This is a genomic window from Fibrella forsythiae, from assembly GCF_017353175.1.
Taxonomy (GTDB): domain Bacteria; phylum Bacteroidota; class Bacteroidia; order Cytophagales; family Spirosomataceae; genus Fibrella; species Fibrella forsythiae.
On sequence record NZ_JAFMYW010000013.1, the window covers coordinates 64,216 to 79,139 of the forward strand.

At 49.6% G+C, this 14,924-nt stretch carries 9 protein-coding genes and 1 pseudogene; 6 read left to right on the forward strand and 4 right to left on the reverse strand.

The genetic code is table 11. The features are described from left to right. Positions 1-240: 240 nt before the first annotated feature. The gene (locus J2I46_RS29550; RefSeq protein ID WP_207332713.1) at positions 241-7,170 is read right to left on the reverse strand and encodes a DUF7948 domain-containing protein; all 6,930 of its coding nucleotides are present in this window, start codon (positions 7,168-7,170) and stop codon (positions 241-243) included. 632 nt (positions 7,171-7,802) lie between these two features. Between J2I46_RS29550 and J2I46_RS33385 the strand changes: the two are divergent. The 3 genes and pseudogenes from J2I46_RS33385 (at position 7,803) to J2I46_RS33395 (ending at position 8,585) form a co-directional block, all read left to right on the forward strand. Beyond that, positions 7,803-8,215, forward strand: a pseudogene (locus J2I46_RS33385) (Y-family DNA polymerase). Between the two features lie 62 nt (positions 8,216-8,277). Further along, positions 8,278-8,406 carry a hypothetical protein gene (locus J2I46_RS33390; RefSeq protein ID WP_310589101.1) on the forward strand — a complete coding sequence of 43 codons (129 nt, stop codon included), beginning with the start codon at positions 8,278-8,280 and terminating at the stop codon, positions 8,404-8,406. Beyond that, complete coding sequence (locus J2I46_RS33395) at positions 8,403-8,585, forward strand: DinB/UmuC family translesion DNA polymerase (RefSeq protein WP_310589102.1); 183 nt, start codon at positions 8,403-8,405, stop codon at positions 8,583-8,585. Before J2I46_RS33390 ends, J2I46_RS33395 begins: the two co-directional genes overlap by 4 nt. 1,140 nt (positions 8,586-9,725) lie before the next feature. Here J2I46_RS33395 and J2I46_RS29560 read toward each other — a convergent pair. Then, on the reverse strand, positions 9,726-11,681 hold the full coding sequence (locus J2I46_RS29560) for a sensor histidine kinase (RefSeq protein WP_207332714.1): 1,956 nt from the start codon (positions 11,679-11,681) through the stop codon (positions 9,726-9,728). A gap of 23 nt (positions 11,682-11,704) precedes the next feature. Further along, entirely contained in the window at positions 11,705-12,391 is a 687-nt protein-coding gene (locus J2I46_RS29565) for a LytR/AlgR family response regulator transcription factor (protein ID WP_207332715.1), read from the reverse strand. Between the two features lie 1,001 nt (positions 12,392-13,392). Between J2I46_RS29565 and J2I46_RS29570 the strand changes: the two genes are divergently transcribed. The 3 genes from J2I46_RS29570 (at position 13,393) to J2I46_RS29580 (ending at position 14,553) form a co-directional block, all read left to right on the forward strand. Next, positions 13,393-13,605: a hypothetical protein gene (locus J2I46_RS29570; protein WP_207332716.1), complete on the forward strand. Its 213-nt coding sequence runs from the start codon at positions 13,393-13,395 to the stop codon at positions 13,603-13,605. Positions 13,606-13,657: 52 nt separating this feature from the next. After that, complete coding sequence (locus J2I46_RS29575) at positions 13,658-13,801, forward strand: hypothetical protein (RefSeq protein ID WP_207332717.1); 144 nt, start codon at positions 13,658-13,660, stop codon at positions 13,799-13,801. A 188-nt stretch (positions 13,802-13,989) separates the two neighbouring features. After that, positions 13,990-14,553, forward strand: a complete 564-nt coding sequence (locus J2I46_RS29580) for a hypothetical protein (protein ID WP_229380015.1) — start codon at positions 13,990-13,992, stop codon at positions 14,551-14,553. A 72-nt stretch (positions 14,554-14,625) separates the two neighbouring features. Here the strand turns inward: J2I46_RS29580 and J2I46_RS29585 are convergent, their stop codons facing one another. Further along, entirely contained in the window at positions 14,626-14,862 is a 237-nt protein-coding gene (locus J2I46_RS29585) for a hypothetical protein (RefSeq protein ID WP_207332718.1), read from the reverse strand. Between the last annotated feature and the right edge of the window lie 62 nt (positions 14,863-14,924).

The window sequence follows — 14,924 nt, forward strand, 5'->3', positions numbered from 1 at the left end:
TCAGCAATCAAGCCATTAGAGCTACTATGGTTATCAAGTTCTGTGCCAACTACTCAAAATAAATACTCATACTTTCATGTATTAATTGATTATCCTTCGACAATTGACAGAATTAACAAGCCCAAAGCCCCCAACTCCTTCAGCACTACCGCCCTGGTCTGCACCATTAGCGGGCGGTAGTGCTGAAGGAGTTGGGGGCTTTGGGCCGTTACTTGCCTTAGCGATCAACCAGACTACGCACTAAGGCCGCACAATCTTCCTGACAAGGATAGGGACACAACGGTTGGGCGGGCACGCACAAAAGGCAGTCGGTAGCACTACCGCCACATCGCTCACACAGCCCCCCGCCCCATAGACCCGAACCGTATAGCTTTGTCCGTCTGGCTGACTGGGGTTGGCTTGCCCGCTCAACAAGGCCTCCCCTACCCCCGGCAAGGGCTGATTGCTGGCCAACAGCATCTGGCTGGGGTTGAAAACGCTGCCCAGGCTGAGGTTATAGTGGCTGGCATTGGTACTGCTCACCAGCACCAGGCTGGCGTCTGCGTTGGGGGTAGCGCCCAGACAGGTAGCCGGTACGGCGGTAACGGCCAGAGAAGGCAAGGGGTTGAGGGTCAACGCAGCGGTAGCCGTGGCCGAACAGCCCGCTGAGGACGTACCCGTTACCGAATACGTGCCGGCCACACTCACCGAGATACTGGCCGTGGTGGCTCCCCTACTCCACACATAGGTAGTGGCTCCGCTGGCCGTCAACGTACCTGATTGCCCCTGGCAGACCGTCGCTGAGCTAGCCGTGACTGTGGGCAGCGGATTCACCGTTACCGTAGCTGATGTCGTGCTTGTGCACCCACTGGCAGTGGCCACCGTTACCGAATAAGTCGACGTCGCGGCAGGGCTCACCGCTAACATACCTGTGGTGTTCACAATCCCTCCGGTGAAGCTATAGCTAGTGCCGCCGGTGGCCGTCAGCGTAGCCGATTGCCCCCGGCAGATGGTTGCCGACGTGAGGGCTGGCGCGATGGAACAACAATTCGGAGCTGCTACGGTTGTCGACGACACACAGCCGCTCAGACTGGCCGTGAGGGTCAGGGTTTGACCGGCAGGTACGTTAACAACACTGTCGCCCTGAACTGTACCCAGGTTAGCCGTAACAATTGCGTTGGATGGACTCACCGTGAAGTGTACGGTGAACGTGCTGTTGGGCCGACAGGCGGGCGTACCCAACGCTATGGCAGGCAGGGGACTGAGATCGACCGAGACCGGCCGGATGGTCGTACAGCCTGTGCTGAACATCGCTCTGACATAATACGTGCCTGATCCAACTGCCGCCGTGTTGGCGACCGGAATGCTCTGGGCACTGGGGTCGAGCCAGTAGCTCAACGTACCTGAGCTTTGGGCGGCTGCCGACGCAAGGCTCACGGTTGCCGTACCCGCTGCATTCTGACAGGCCGTAAGTGCTTCGTTCACAGCCAGAGTGGGCGAAGGGCTCACCGTTACGACGATCTGGTCAGAAACCGAACAACCTGAAGCGGGATCGGTGGCCGTTAGTTCATAGATGGTGCTGCCTGTGAGACAAACCTGCGTCTGAAAGTTGGTCGGTGTATCAATCGTGGCAGCTCCTGCCGCCGTATTGGGGGCCGTTTTCCAGCTATAGGTATAAGGCCCGTTTACGGCTGGACCAATTGTGACGCAGGTATTGGCACAGATGGTCTTGTCGGTGCCCGCTGCCAGCACCACGGCGCTGACCGTAATCTCCTGCTCGACGGTAGATGAACAGCCGCTGCCATAATTCACCGTGATCAGGTACTTATAAACGCCCTCTGGCGGGTTGTCGGTCACCAGGAATGTTGGCGTGGCTGAGGCATTGTTGGAAATCCGGCCTGTGGTGGGGTTCGTATAGCCTGCTACCGTAGTCCAGGAGACCGTAGCACCGCTTGGAATCGTGTTACTAAGCCCAACGGTTGGGTTTGTGGTACTGGGCAGGCAAATACTGATTGGGTTAGCCTGCGCAGTGTAGGCAGGTGACGGTACGTTGAAAACAAATTTCTGCACGCAGCCACCTGGTGCCGTGGTCGTCAGGGTGTAGGATGTAGCCACGCTCGGATACACCTGAATACTACTTCTGGTGGTGCCGGTCGACGACGGAGCGAGCGGCTCTGTCAGTACCCCGGCAAACGGCGACCAACTGTACGTATACCCCGTCAGCGCGCTGGTATTGATCACCGCTAACAATACGCCCGTGGCCGAACAGGGTGCTCCGCTGACCGTGTTGACGATTGGAACCGGTGCGGCGGTAACCGTGACACTCTGCGAGGTCGGGCAAGCGCCAGCGTAAGAAGCCGTCACGCTGTATGTCCAGGGGCCGCTGCCCGTTGGTGTCACCTTTGGGTTGCGTTTGGCAGCTTCAGCCGGCGTCAGCCCATTCCCGGCCGAAGCGGATGACCAGGCGTAGGTCAGCGTAGCATCGTTGGCATCTCTACCGATATTGATCGTTCCGCCCACGCAACTGACCAACGGCGTATTCAGGCTGATGGTTGGTGCGGCCACACTGGTGTAGGTCACGCTGGACACATCGGAGCAGCCCGTAATCGGATCCGTTGTGGTCAGTTGAAATACAACGTTCGTTGTCTGAGCCGGAATGGTCGCCGTCGTAACATTATTGTTCGCGTTGGCGATGGTGGCCGTGCCCGCCGTAACCGCCCACGAATAGGTCAGGTTTGTGGGGCCGGGCGTACCCAGCGTCACCGATTTACCCGTTGTCCGGCAGAAGGTCCCCCCCTCGCCAATGGGCATGGCTACCGTCCGAACGGTGACGTTGACCGTATCATAAATGAAGCAGGTGGTTAATTCATCGGTTATCTTGACGATGTATTGTCCTGAAACAATCGTACCGGGTGTAAAGGTTGGCTGCGAAAGCGTCGTGCTCGACAGGCCGGTCGGTGGTGTCCACAGGTACGTATACCCCTGAATGGCTGGCCCGCCAATTGTAATGGGCTGTCCGGCGCAGGTAACGGCATTCTGAGGAAAATTCTGATTTGGCAATGACGACGCCCCCCCAAACACCTTGATAACCAATGCACACACCTGCCCCCCCGGATATACCCCCGTCAAGGTGTAGGACGTTGTCGAAGTGGGATTGGCTTTGACATAGGGGGAGAATGGGCCCGTTCCGCTCAGGGGCGCTCCCGTTACGGCATCGCTAAGCCCGGTGAGCGGCGCCCAGTAATAACGAACCCCGTTGGCTGCCTGAGCAGGCCCTATCGTTGTGTTGGCACCTGCACACGCGCCCGCTGCGCCTGCCGGCAGCGACAGCTGGCAGTAAGTCACATCACCATCACCACACCCAGGTACGTATTGAATGATCACTTCATCGGTGCGACTACAGGCTGGATTAGCCAGGTTGTAGCTGGTGCGAATGTAGGTGATCGTATAAGGCAGTTTCGATTTCCCAACCGTAGGGAACGCTGCTCCCGCCGGAATCAGAAAGGTGGTGGTGCTGGCGGTCGAGCTGCTCAGTAAGGCTACAGCCTGGGCGCTGGTGGGGGTACCGGCATCGGTAGCCGTGGCTGACACGACTGCCGACCAGGTATAACCAGCGCCCGCCTCTGCTGGCGTGCCGAAGGTCCAGGTGGCGGTGCTGTTCGGGTCGGTTGGGCAAATAATAACCGGATAATTACCCGCTACGGCATAGTTACCGATCTTATATACCGTTACGCTTTGGGTCGCTGTCAGTGAACACCCCGAACTGGCTTGCAAGGCGGTCAGGTAATACGTGTACGTATTGACGCCAGCGGGCGCCAGCGAACCCGTTGCCAGCGTGGTTGGAACCACATCGCTCATCACCAGGCCGGAGCCGGGCGACCATTGATAGGTAAAAGCAGGGTCCTGCGTGATGCCCTCCCCCAGCGTCAGGTTGGCACCCTGGCAAACGGTCAGGCTGGGAAGTGTCGGGAGCGGACTGGGTTGTGTGTTCACCACGACCACCGAAGTCGACGCGCAGGTCACGCCATCCAGCGTGGGAGTGAGTGTGTAGGTAGCCGATCCGCCTGACGGAATCACGACGGTGTTTAGTGTTGGATTTAGAATAGTTGTTCCACTCAGTCCAGTGGCCGGGCTCCAGTTGAAACTCAGCGCATGATCGTCTGACAGGACGGGCGTGTCCAGCGGTCCTAGTTTCACGGTGGGCGCTCCGCAGGTGATCAATGTTGTGTTGGAAGCGGCGGGTAAGCTCAGCGTGGTCAACTGAAGCGTATCTACACTGGTACAACCCCGCGAGTCGGTGGCGTAGAGGTAATAAGTACCGTCCTGCGTGAAATTGGCCCGAATAGGCGACGTACCGTTGGCGGCTATCGTGCCACTGGCTACAGTCGTGTTGTCGGGCTTTTCCCACTGGTAGCTATAAACGGGTTTGGCTCCATCGGGGCCCGGCACTACGGCAAACGTTTTCGCCAGCGGCTGCCCGGGACAGTGTACATAAGGTTTCGAGTCGATGGTAGTCCGGTGTGTCAAGTTGCCGCCGCAGTTGACCTGTACGGCCGCGCTCACCAGCGAGTCTCTACAGACACTGCCCAGCCAGTTGGTTGCGCAGTAGGCAATTCGGCGATAAAACGTATTGTTACCCGTACAGGTGGGCGCAAAATCTTTGCCGGTCGCGTCGGGGATCGTTGTCCAGGGGCCGCCTGCACTGGTAGCCTGCTGCCACTGATACGCTACTTTAGGCGGGCATTGGGGGGCTTGGTTCGTCGCCGGTATATCGAGGTTCTGCGATGCGTCGTTGCCGGTAATGACGGGTACGGCGGAATTGATGCAGTAGGTTGTGCTGCCACCTGTGAAGGTGAGCGTATTCTGCTTGAGCTTTACCGGCCCAAATTTGACCAGCAACAACTCCTTGTCGGCTTTGGGCCCCGCATAGCCTGTAATGACATTACCGCTGGCATCGAAAGCCGATGGTGTCCAGGGATAATAGATGGAGTTCGAACCGGCGGTCGAATACACATACAAATTGCAGCCCTTCAACAGAATACGCGATGTGGGATTGTAGCTGTCCAATCCCACGAAATTCACGAAGCTGCCGTATTGTGTCTCTCCCGTCGCGCCGTTGAACGTGGCGATGTAGGTGGGGTTAGTTGTTGTGTTAGGGGTTGGCGTATTCGAACCAATGCAGGCATCAGGAGATATATATTGTGGACTATCCTGCATGATTTCGGTGCGGCCCCGCACCAGTAGCATTACGCTTCCCCGGCCATCGGTTGCAATAGACGGTATCAGCGGCCGGGAGGTATTGGCCGCCGCCCGAACGTACCTGAACGACAAATCCGTTTTATTCAGTGCGATCAACGGGGCTACGCTCGACGTAGCCGTGGCACCAGGAGGAAGCGCCCCCGTAAACGGAATCGTGGTGGCGTTGACCAACATATCCCGGCCCGGAAAATAGATACCGGAACCATCTATGGCCATAGGAAATACACCCACCCCACTCGCAGTTGTCGGTGCCGGCATCGACAACACATCATACGGGACGGCAGTGGCAGCCAGTAGCCCTCCCGTGCTGCTCATTTTGGTCACGGTGGTCGGGCGCGCGGTATAGCTCGTAGGCATACTACTTCGGGTCAGGGGAAAGCTGGCAAGTGCATCGGAGGTTCCCAGCACGTAAGCCGTTCCGTCAGGATCAACCGCCAGCGCCGCCGTCCGGTCGGTTCCAGTCCCACCCAGATAGGTACTCCACCGGAGCGAACCGGTAGCGCTGAATGACGCCACGAACTGATCTTCCCCACCCCTGAAATAGGCCTGATAAGCGCCCGTAGTGATGGGAAAATCAAGGCTATTGGTGGTGCCGGCAACGTAGATATTATCGTTGCTGTCGATGCCAAAGGGTTGCGCAGAGCCCCCAAACACAGAGGCATCATCGCCAGACCCACCAAAGTAGGTTCCCCACTCCACGGTGCTGCCGTCGGCCGAGAGCTTGGCCAGGTAGATGTCCCGAAGACCCGCCGACGCTGGCTGGAGAGCGCCCGGTGTCGTGTAGGAAGGGGGCACGTTTCCGGGGGCACCGGCCACCGTGGTGGTGGTCGTATGCATGAGCACCACTGGCTTGCTGTCGGAACCAACGACCAACGCCACATTCAATTCATTTCCATTGAAATCGCCCGTGTGCGTATCCAGGATGGTGCTCCAGATAATCTGATTGCCATTGGGGTTCAGTTTCATTACAAAGACCCGCGCATAGTTCGGGATGGACGTCAGACTATTGGCCAGCGTCGTAGGAACCCCTGAGCCATTACGGGTAGTCCCTGTCAGGTAAATAAAGCCCTGATCATCGACCCAGATGCCACCATTATAATCGCGGGACGATCCCCCAATAAACGTACTCCACAGAATTACCACCGGGTCGATCACCAGCGGCTGGCTAACGTCGTAACTACCAACTTCGAAGCCAATGCTGTGATCGGGTTGTAGTTTATAGCGAACCGCCACGGGCTTTTCTTCGCCCCTGATGGTCTGATAGGCATACGGTTTGGCTTTTTTCAGATCGCCAACCGGCAGGCTAAGGATCAATTCGCCCCCTGGCGACAACTGTATGTCGCTCACTCCATCCATCGCCAGTCGAATGGCGTTGGGGTGCCCGCCAGGTTTCACCACGAAATCATATTCCAGGTCTGTTTGCCCCCGTCCGTAAAAGCGCAGGTCTGTCTGTTCGTACACATCGGTATACCATAGTTCGGCATATCGGCCAATAGGATGGCTACCGTGCTTGTCTACAAAGCGATAGTCTCCTTTATCGTCTAGTTCATGGACCGGCTCTGGACGCTGTCTATTTTTGGCTCCCAGCCAGCGCATGCTCCAACTCACAGCAGCGGGGTTCTGACCGGAGGTCTCCGTCGATGGCACCCCCGAAAACTGGACCCGGTCAGCCATAAACGCCAGATTGACCTGAGGCGTTGCCAGCAGGTAACTGGCTTCTCCGCCAAAGACGTTGGTTTCAAACGCCAAAGTAGTGGCGTGGTTTCGTACCGTTTGCTGCGCCAGTTTCACCTGTGTTGCGGTTGGCTGGCTAAGCAGTGTCTTTCGCGCCTCCTGCCCAACTGCGTGTATAGTTGTTAGCAGGAATACCGCCCAGACACTTATTTGTCTGATAGAGCAGAGCCGATAAGCAATTGTATACCGTGTGCGCATAGAATGGATGTGTAGGGTGGCACTACCGGATACGTCCGACAGCTACCAATGAACATCTGGGAGCGCACAATAACCGTGCAACAAGTATGTGTATAAATACTCAATCTGTTAACAACTAGAATATGAACGCATTAGCAGTAAGTAGTAACCATTAATAAAAAAAATCAGCCCATTAAGCAAATAACCTGCCAAATCGACTATTGTTCTCTCTATAATTACCTGAAAATAAGCTACTTATGTATGTATTTAAGAAAACAATAAATGGGAAATACCAATTATTCTTGCCTCAATTTCAATATATTTCAAGTTACTATTTATACTCATTTTATAAATAGCAGTTTGTAAGCATTAAACGAATTATACTGAAATAAAAATACGTCTATCTCTATTATTCCTTTGAGCGGATCGGGGTACTTAGCAGTTGACTCTTTTTCGACGATTATTCTGTCTAGAATCCATTGAAATAGCTTGAAAACGAGTTATCTCAATAGTTTACAGTGACCAGTATATTTGCCTTTTACTATAGTGAGCCATGGCAGGTGTTTCCGTCCGCAAAATCATCCATATCGACATGGAGACCTTCTTATGTGTCGGTGGAGCAACGCGACAACCCGGCGTTGGGAGGTAAGCCCGTGGCGGTAGGCGATTCGCGGGAACGGGGTGCGCTGGCAGCGGCGAGTTACAAAGCCCGGGTTTTCGGCGTACGGTCGGCCATGCCGTCGAGCACCGCCCGCCGCAAATGGCCAGATCTTTTGTTTGTAAAACCCTGTTTCGAGGTCTACAAGGCCGTTTCTCCGCAAATCCGATTCATTTTTGCAGCATACACGCCGCTCATCGAACCCATCTCGATGAAGCTTATCCTGATGTCACCGCGAACCAGTTGGGAATTTCGTCTGCCACCCAGATTGCCCGGGAAATCAAAGCCAGGAGTCTGGCAACCACCGGCCTGACCGCTTCGGCAGAGGCTTCATACAACAAGTTCCTGGCGAAACTCGCCTCCGGCCACAGTCAACCCGATGGTCTGTCTGTCAGTAAGCCGGACTAGCGTTTGTCGAATCGTTGCGCGTGGGCCAGTTTCATGGTATCGAGCTAGCCACGGTGGGCAAAATGAATCAGCTAGGTATAGCAACCGGCCTCTACCTCCGGCAGCAGACCGAGGCCTTTCTGGTACGGCATTTCGGCAAGATAGGCCACTTCTATCACGCCATTGCCATGCCATCGATGACAACCCAGTGAGGCCCGACCGGGAACATAAATCGGTCGGCTCCGAAACGACCTTCGCCACCGATCTATTCGAATGGGATGAGCTTACCGACGGCCTCGACGGCTCGATCACTAACCTTTGGCAGGATTGCCAGCGCCTGAAAACAACCGGGCGAATGGATTTTCTACATTTGACTGGAGACAGGTTCTAAGCACATTGTGGGACAAACTAAAAGGTACCCATGAAAAAAGGCGTGTGTTCGACGAGAGGTTTAAAAAATGCCCCGCGCCGACGGACCGGTTGAGTTATCCCATGCAAACTGAATACTTGACATGTCCAGGAAACGTTTATTGAGCTGCATGACGTTGAGCCAGGATCGCCGCCATGACCCACCCTTGCGCCACCTTGTTAAAATGATAACACCCCCCTTGCCAAGTCAATTGTTCATCGTCAAAAAACTGTTTAACAGGGAGTTTTCGCTATTGATAACCCGTCTTGACCTCGTAAAGTATAGCTTCAACTAGAGCGGTCATATTTACTATGATGCGTATATCCCGTTAGTCTACAATTAGATGCGGCAGAATCCGGAGTGGGATGATAGTTTATCTAAAATTTCCAATACGTGAGTTAATTTGAGTGTAGCGACTAAAATTTCGCACTTCGACGGAAGTTTTTTTTCATTAGCCTAAACAACTTCATCGTTACAATAAGCAGGTGTCCGAAGCATAGAACGTATAAACTACCTCAGAATTAGCAGACGTTCTTTTCATGTAACAGTCACGTAGACCGGGATAGCTGAGTTACTTGGCACGGGTTCTCGAATCAGGCAAAAAACCACTAACGATCGCTGAATTATGGGACAATGTTTATAAGTAGTTGATGTACGAATTTACGAATGCCGCCTTCATTATTGGCTTAGACAAGTACTATGTTTAGTCAGATTAAAAAATAATCAGTCAACCAATCTATTTGGTTGAAAAAGCGCGTAGCGTAGCGAAATGGATTGGTTATCACTCTTTTATGCTACACTTAAACGATAGCTGGAAATAGCATAGAAAAGTCGAAATGCAAGAGAAATGGTGCTACCCTACCGGCTGTAGCCAGATACCAGCCCAAACAGTAGTTAGATAGTGAACGTACCTAACTGAAACTAGTGGACCAGTTTACCGTCTTTTGCATTACAATCAGTCACAGAGTTCTACGCAGTTACTTGCGAAAACGACACAAAAACTTATGCACATATTTCTGACGAAAATCGGTCGCAATAGGCGTGCGAGAATTGAATAAAAGCGGGCAAGTTGGCGACGAACCTCTGTTTATGTACACGAACTGCAAGAGGATCTCCTATCAGTCAATAGGTGTTGGGGACGCGGCGATAGGCCGGATTTGTTAACTCGGCTACAGTCTTTGTTGTAGGCAAGGTAAGCGTAAATGTGGTGCCGACTGCGGGCGAACTCTCGACCAGTATGCGGCCCCGATTACGCTTCGTAAACTGACTGATTAAAACCAGCCCCAGCCCTACGCCAGTCTGTCCGGGTTGAGCGTTGGTATGATCTGCCAGCATATGCCTTATCATTACCAGTTGCCGCAAATTCATGCCATTCCCTGTATCCTTAATATAAATAGTGATCGCCTGCGAATCAGTCTGAGTGGCTTCGATTCGTATGCTTCCTCCCTTCTGGCTCATCGATTTGAGAGCATTATCGATCAGATTACGAAAAATTAAGTCAATAGCATTTGAGTCTGCGAAGATATAAAAGTGGTCAGGGCAGGTAATTGAAAACGTAACCGGATACTTATAGGAAAGGCTCTCAAATAACCCAATGACTTCATTCAGTTTTGGTAGCAATGCGATCGTCTCAGGATGATAAGGTAGCTCGTCACGCTGCGAGAGTGCCCACCGAAGCAGGTTATCGAGCAAAAGCTGAATCTTATAACCAGCTTCATCAATGGCCTGAGACAGCGTTTCAATCGCCTCATACCGGTGTGTTTTAAGGTAATAGCTAACCAGCTTATTCATGCCATGAAACGTGTGCATGGGGCGACGCAGATCATGAGCGATAATACTGAAAAAGCGTTCTCGTGACTGGGTTAAGGCTTTAAGCTGCCGATTCGCTTCTCGGAGCTGGTTTACCAGTACGCCAAAAAACAGGGCTACGATAACAACTATAGCTAAAGCCAGTACCATCATGCGTTGCTGCTCGTCGGCGTCATGCTGCTGTTGCTGTAGTTTCTGAATTTGTATCTGTTTACGCTCAAACTCAAATCGGCTTTCAACCTCAAGCATTTTCTGACTATTTTCAACCTCTTCAGCCAAATTCACATACTTAAAAACACTATCTGAATAAGCGAGTGCATCAGCCATGTTTCCCTGTTGAGTGGCAGCTACTTTCAGGTTGATATAGAATTCACGGAGATATTGGTAATTCTTTGGTTCATAGCGCCTAATGATTGCAATTCCGCTATTACAGTACATTACACAAGCCGTGTATCGTTTCAACCTTTTGCAATCAGTTGACATATTATAATACATCACCATCAGCTCCTGAAACTGACCCTCATGAAGGCTGGCTACTATTTTTCTATTTTCCAAGTATGATTCCTCTATCCGTCCTTGAAGAAATAAGCTTATCGACAAATCTATTCTAACCCGAAGTTCAGCATATCGGAGCGATGGCTTTTCTTTTGTTTTTTGCAAAACTTCTGTCATAAGTTGCTCCATATACTTTGCATATTTTTGCTCTGTCAAAGACTTAGACTGGGCAATTTTTCCTTGCAAATAATCGTGATCATTATCAGATATCTTCAACAGTTTTTTTAGTTCATTTGCGTATTCTTTTTCAAAAAAATCTTCTTTAATTATAGAATCTCCGAACGTATCGTATTGTATCTGAACCAGGAGGGCATATACATGAATTAGGCCGGAAATATCATTTGCAGATTGGAATAGATCAAGTGCCTGTTTTATATATTGAATAGATGCATAAACTCGTTTTTTGTTATGGTATTGATATCCATTCAGGTAGTAATATACAGCGCGTGCTGCCGGAATATTATATTTTTTCGTTAACCGATTAATCTCAACAAGGTTCGTACCTATTTTACCAGAATATTCCCAGGTATAGGTACGTTCCAGATGAATTAAGTTCTTTAATCGGGATACTGAAGGTTTGGGATTATCCCTTATCCATTTCTCCAGGCTATCTACATTATTAACAGGGTACGTATCTGAGAATTTAAATGATTGCGCGAAGGCAAATTCAGTTGATAACCAGAAAAAAAGAAGCAATTTTACGGCAAGCCTCATATGTACTCAAAAAAAGCGTAAAGTTATTCATTTATATTATTCAGTAATTCTTTCCGATACATACGGCCAATGGGAAAGTGTACGCCATTAACATTTACTCGAGACTCGCTCAAATCTATTCGGTTGATAAAATCTTTATTGATTATGTATGTCTTATGAATCTGAACAAAACGTAAATCCAACTGCGATAACACACTTTTAAGTGCTCTTTTCAGCAGATATTTTCGATCTACCAGATGGATCATCGTATAATTGCCCTGGGCTTCAACATGCACAACGGTTGAATAAGGCAACACTATCTTTTGCCTGTGCTTACCCACAACTGTTAAACCCTTAACCATTGGCTTAAAGGATTGCCTGGGTTGGTTCAGCATGTTCTCAATCAGGGCTACTAAAGAATAATCGTGGAAAGGTTTTACTAAAAAACTGCTATTTGGCAGTTGCAACGCTTCCTGTAGAAACTCATGATTAGCGTAGCCAGTAATAAATATGACTGGGTACGTTCTGTTATCCGATTGGAATAAATTAAAAGAAATCTGTTTATTCAGCGACACATCAGAAACAACTATGTCTGGTTGGTTATGCTCTAAATACACCAGCGCTTCATCATATGTAGCTAGTTCAACAATTGTTGAGTTGGTAAACTGTTCTGCGATCATGCGGAGGTTCAATCGCCAAATCGGATCATCTTCAAGCAAAAGGATTGTCATAAAACGCTTAATTTATTATCTATCTTCTTGTCAAAGCATAGATAAATGTCCCTTGGTCACTCATTCCTACTAGTGGAAGACAGGCTGAAATGGTTGCTCAACCCAATAAGTATTAATACAGACATTCGCTGTTTCCCTCCACTGAACTGATTTAATTATTACTTACGATAGTCAATAGTGTTGTATTAATTGTGAATCAAACTTGTCACAAAGCTTCGTTTCTAAGTTTCTAATTCATGAGCGATAAATCTATCAGCAAACAGAGGAAGTAAATCATGTGTGCACACTCTTGCTTAATTTAATTTAGCTAATACTAATAAACGGCAAAAAGCGGTGACGAACAACACGCAATTGTATTTAATTCATTTTTTCTTCATAAATACATAAAATTGTTTGTCTATGGCTGATTATTTTATACGTATATACATCAAAAATAGACCTAAGTTTACCTTCTGTAACAAACAGAAAATATATACAATATAGATTAATCTACTATGTCTATAGTCTAATTATTATATTCCTGGAAATTATTCTCTACTGCTGGTACTTACAGATTATGCCGGCAAACCAAAAAAATAACTTACCAAAATTATCAGTTTATGATTTAAGAAAACTACGCAGTTACCGACAGCTAAAACAGTTGACAGATCGTTGCTCGCAAACTAACATATCATCGATGTCAATTATGATTTAAAACTGCCGGAAGCGAAGTATGAATTGCGCTTACGCTTGTTTCATCCAATTGATAGTAATGCAAATTAGTATACCAGTCAACATAACGTTGACTAGTATACGTCGATAGTTACGTTTTCAAACTCCTATTCTCCACGTAGGCACTTAGCGAGAGTAGTAGGTAGTTGCTAACGGGCATAGCAACAACACTTCAGCTCTGTTTCAGGATACACTGCCAACCTGTCTTCTTCGCGTTCATCGGCTTGATAATGGTCTTGAAAGCATTCACCGAGCGCCCTAAGGCCCGCATGAGCTGACTTCTTATCATTATGAACCATTTCTGGGTAGCGCTGGCCATTTCGTTCAACGAGCAATTCCACTACACACAAACACTGCTGTACCTGAGCGGGCTAGCTACTGGTTTCATCTGCATTAGCCGAATCAAGTCACTTGAGAAAGATATCAACCTCGACCAGTTTCATGGACACTCATTGAAGCGATCCAAGCTGGCGTTCATTTTTTCCTGGCCTGTCTGGGCGTAACTGGTTTCCTAATCACCTCTACATTTATTGTGCAGATCTGATTTTCGGCCACATGCTTGAAAAGCAGATCATTTTGGCCCTTTTCGTATCACTGAGCTTCATCCTTGACGGACTAGCCATCATCCGTATATACGCCCTCATCTTTCTGGGGCCATACGTGAAGTCGATCTACGAAACGGCCTATCGGTCATCTTGACCTGAAACTTTTCCCCGACAGGCCGTTTATCTGACATTAATGCTAATAACTGCCTTAAAATCAAGGCACTATCAGAAAAGAAGGGCATACCTTTACTCTCATTTGAATTTAGGATTAAAGACCCCTTAACAGGCCAAAGTGACCTTCGTGGCACTACCAAATAACGACAAACGAACTAAACAAATCACATGGAAACAGTGGCCAAACCGAGTACCCATTTTGTTCCTGCGAACGGTCTCGCGGGCATAAAAGAGATCTGGCAATCAGACCTGATTTCGGGCTTTCAGGTGTCGCTTATTGCCCCTGAGTCTCGGTATTGCATCGGCCAGCAACTTTCCGCCTATTATGGGTGTGCCCTGTTGATTGGTAGCGCCGTCGGCATCGTCACTGAGTTTATTATTCAGTTGGTAATGGGTTTACCGGTAAACTATCTGTTCAATCCGGTTCAGACGCTTGAGTCAGATGGTAAAAACCACACCCTGACGATCAAAGGCGCGGCTTTATTTACCAATTACCTCTCGATCAAAAAACAGCTGGATTTAAGTCCACAGGAAGCCGGTCAGCATGTCATCGTTGACCTGCACCACGCCAGGTACGTCGACCACACGGTGATGAAGAACCTGCACAACTACGAGCGCGATTTTAAACTGGCGGCGATTTTCACGTCATTAATCCGGACGAGTACAGGCCAATGTCGCTCCACCCACTGGCTGCCCGTCGTAAACTATAAAATGTCTAGTCAATCTCACTGATTGACAAACCCATAAAAAAGGGAGACACGGTCAATGTCTCCCTTTTTTATGGGTTTGTCAAGTTTAAAGAACCTATGGATTCTTCATCGCTTTGGCTTCTTTTTTAGCCTCTTTTGCTGCCTTCTTACTATCCTTAGCCATATCTTTTGCCATACCGTTGTCATTGGTACCGGCTTCATGTTTCATTTTACGAGCCTCTTTTTTGGCCATTTTCGCTTCTTTCTTGGCAGCTTTAGCTGCGTCGTCCTGAGCAAACGAAACCGACGTACCTGCAATGAGGAGCGCGGCAAACAAGATCAACTTTTTCATAACCTGAGTTTGGTTTGTTTTCCTATTAACTACTCAGTCTATAGACTTGTTATTAAAAATTT

What these genes read in the sequence shown, in the direction of transcription:
- J2I46_RS29550 (WP_207332713.1), bottom strand. Translation starts at nt 7,170, where the DNA reads ATGCGCACACGGTATACAATTGCTTATCGGCTCTGCTCTATCAGACAA.
- J2I46_RS29580 (WP_229380015.1), top strand. Translation starts at nt 13,990, where the DNA reads ATGGAAACAGTGGCCAAACCGAGTACCCATTTTGTTCCTGCGAACGGT.
- J2I46_RS29570 (WP_207332716.1), top strand. Translation starts at nt 13,393, where the DNA reads ATGAACCATTTCTGGGTAGCGCTGGCCATTTCGTTCAACGAGCAATTC.
- J2I46_RS29585 (WP_207332718.1), bottom strand. Translation starts at nt 14,862, where the DNA reads ATGAAAAAGTTGATCTTGTTTGCCGCGCTCCTCATTGCAGGTACGTCG.
- J2I46_RS29560 (WP_207332714.1), bottom strand. Translation starts at nt 11,681, where the DNA reads ATGAGGCTTGCCGTAAAATTGCTTCTTTTTTTCTGGTTATCAACTGAA.
- J2I46_RS29575 (WP_207332717.1), top strand. Translation starts at nt 13,658, where the DNA reads ATGCTTGAAAAGCAGATCATTTTGGCCCTTTTCGTATCACTGAGCTTC.
- J2I46_RS33390 (WP_310589101.1), top strand. Translation starts at nt 8,278, where the DNA reads ATGAATCAGCTAGGTATAGCAACCGGCCTCTACCTCCGGCAGCAGACC.
- J2I46_RS29565 (WP_207332715.1), bottom strand. Translation starts at nt 12,391, where the DNA reads ATGACAATCCTTTTGCTTGAAGATGATCCGATTTGGCGATTGAACCTC.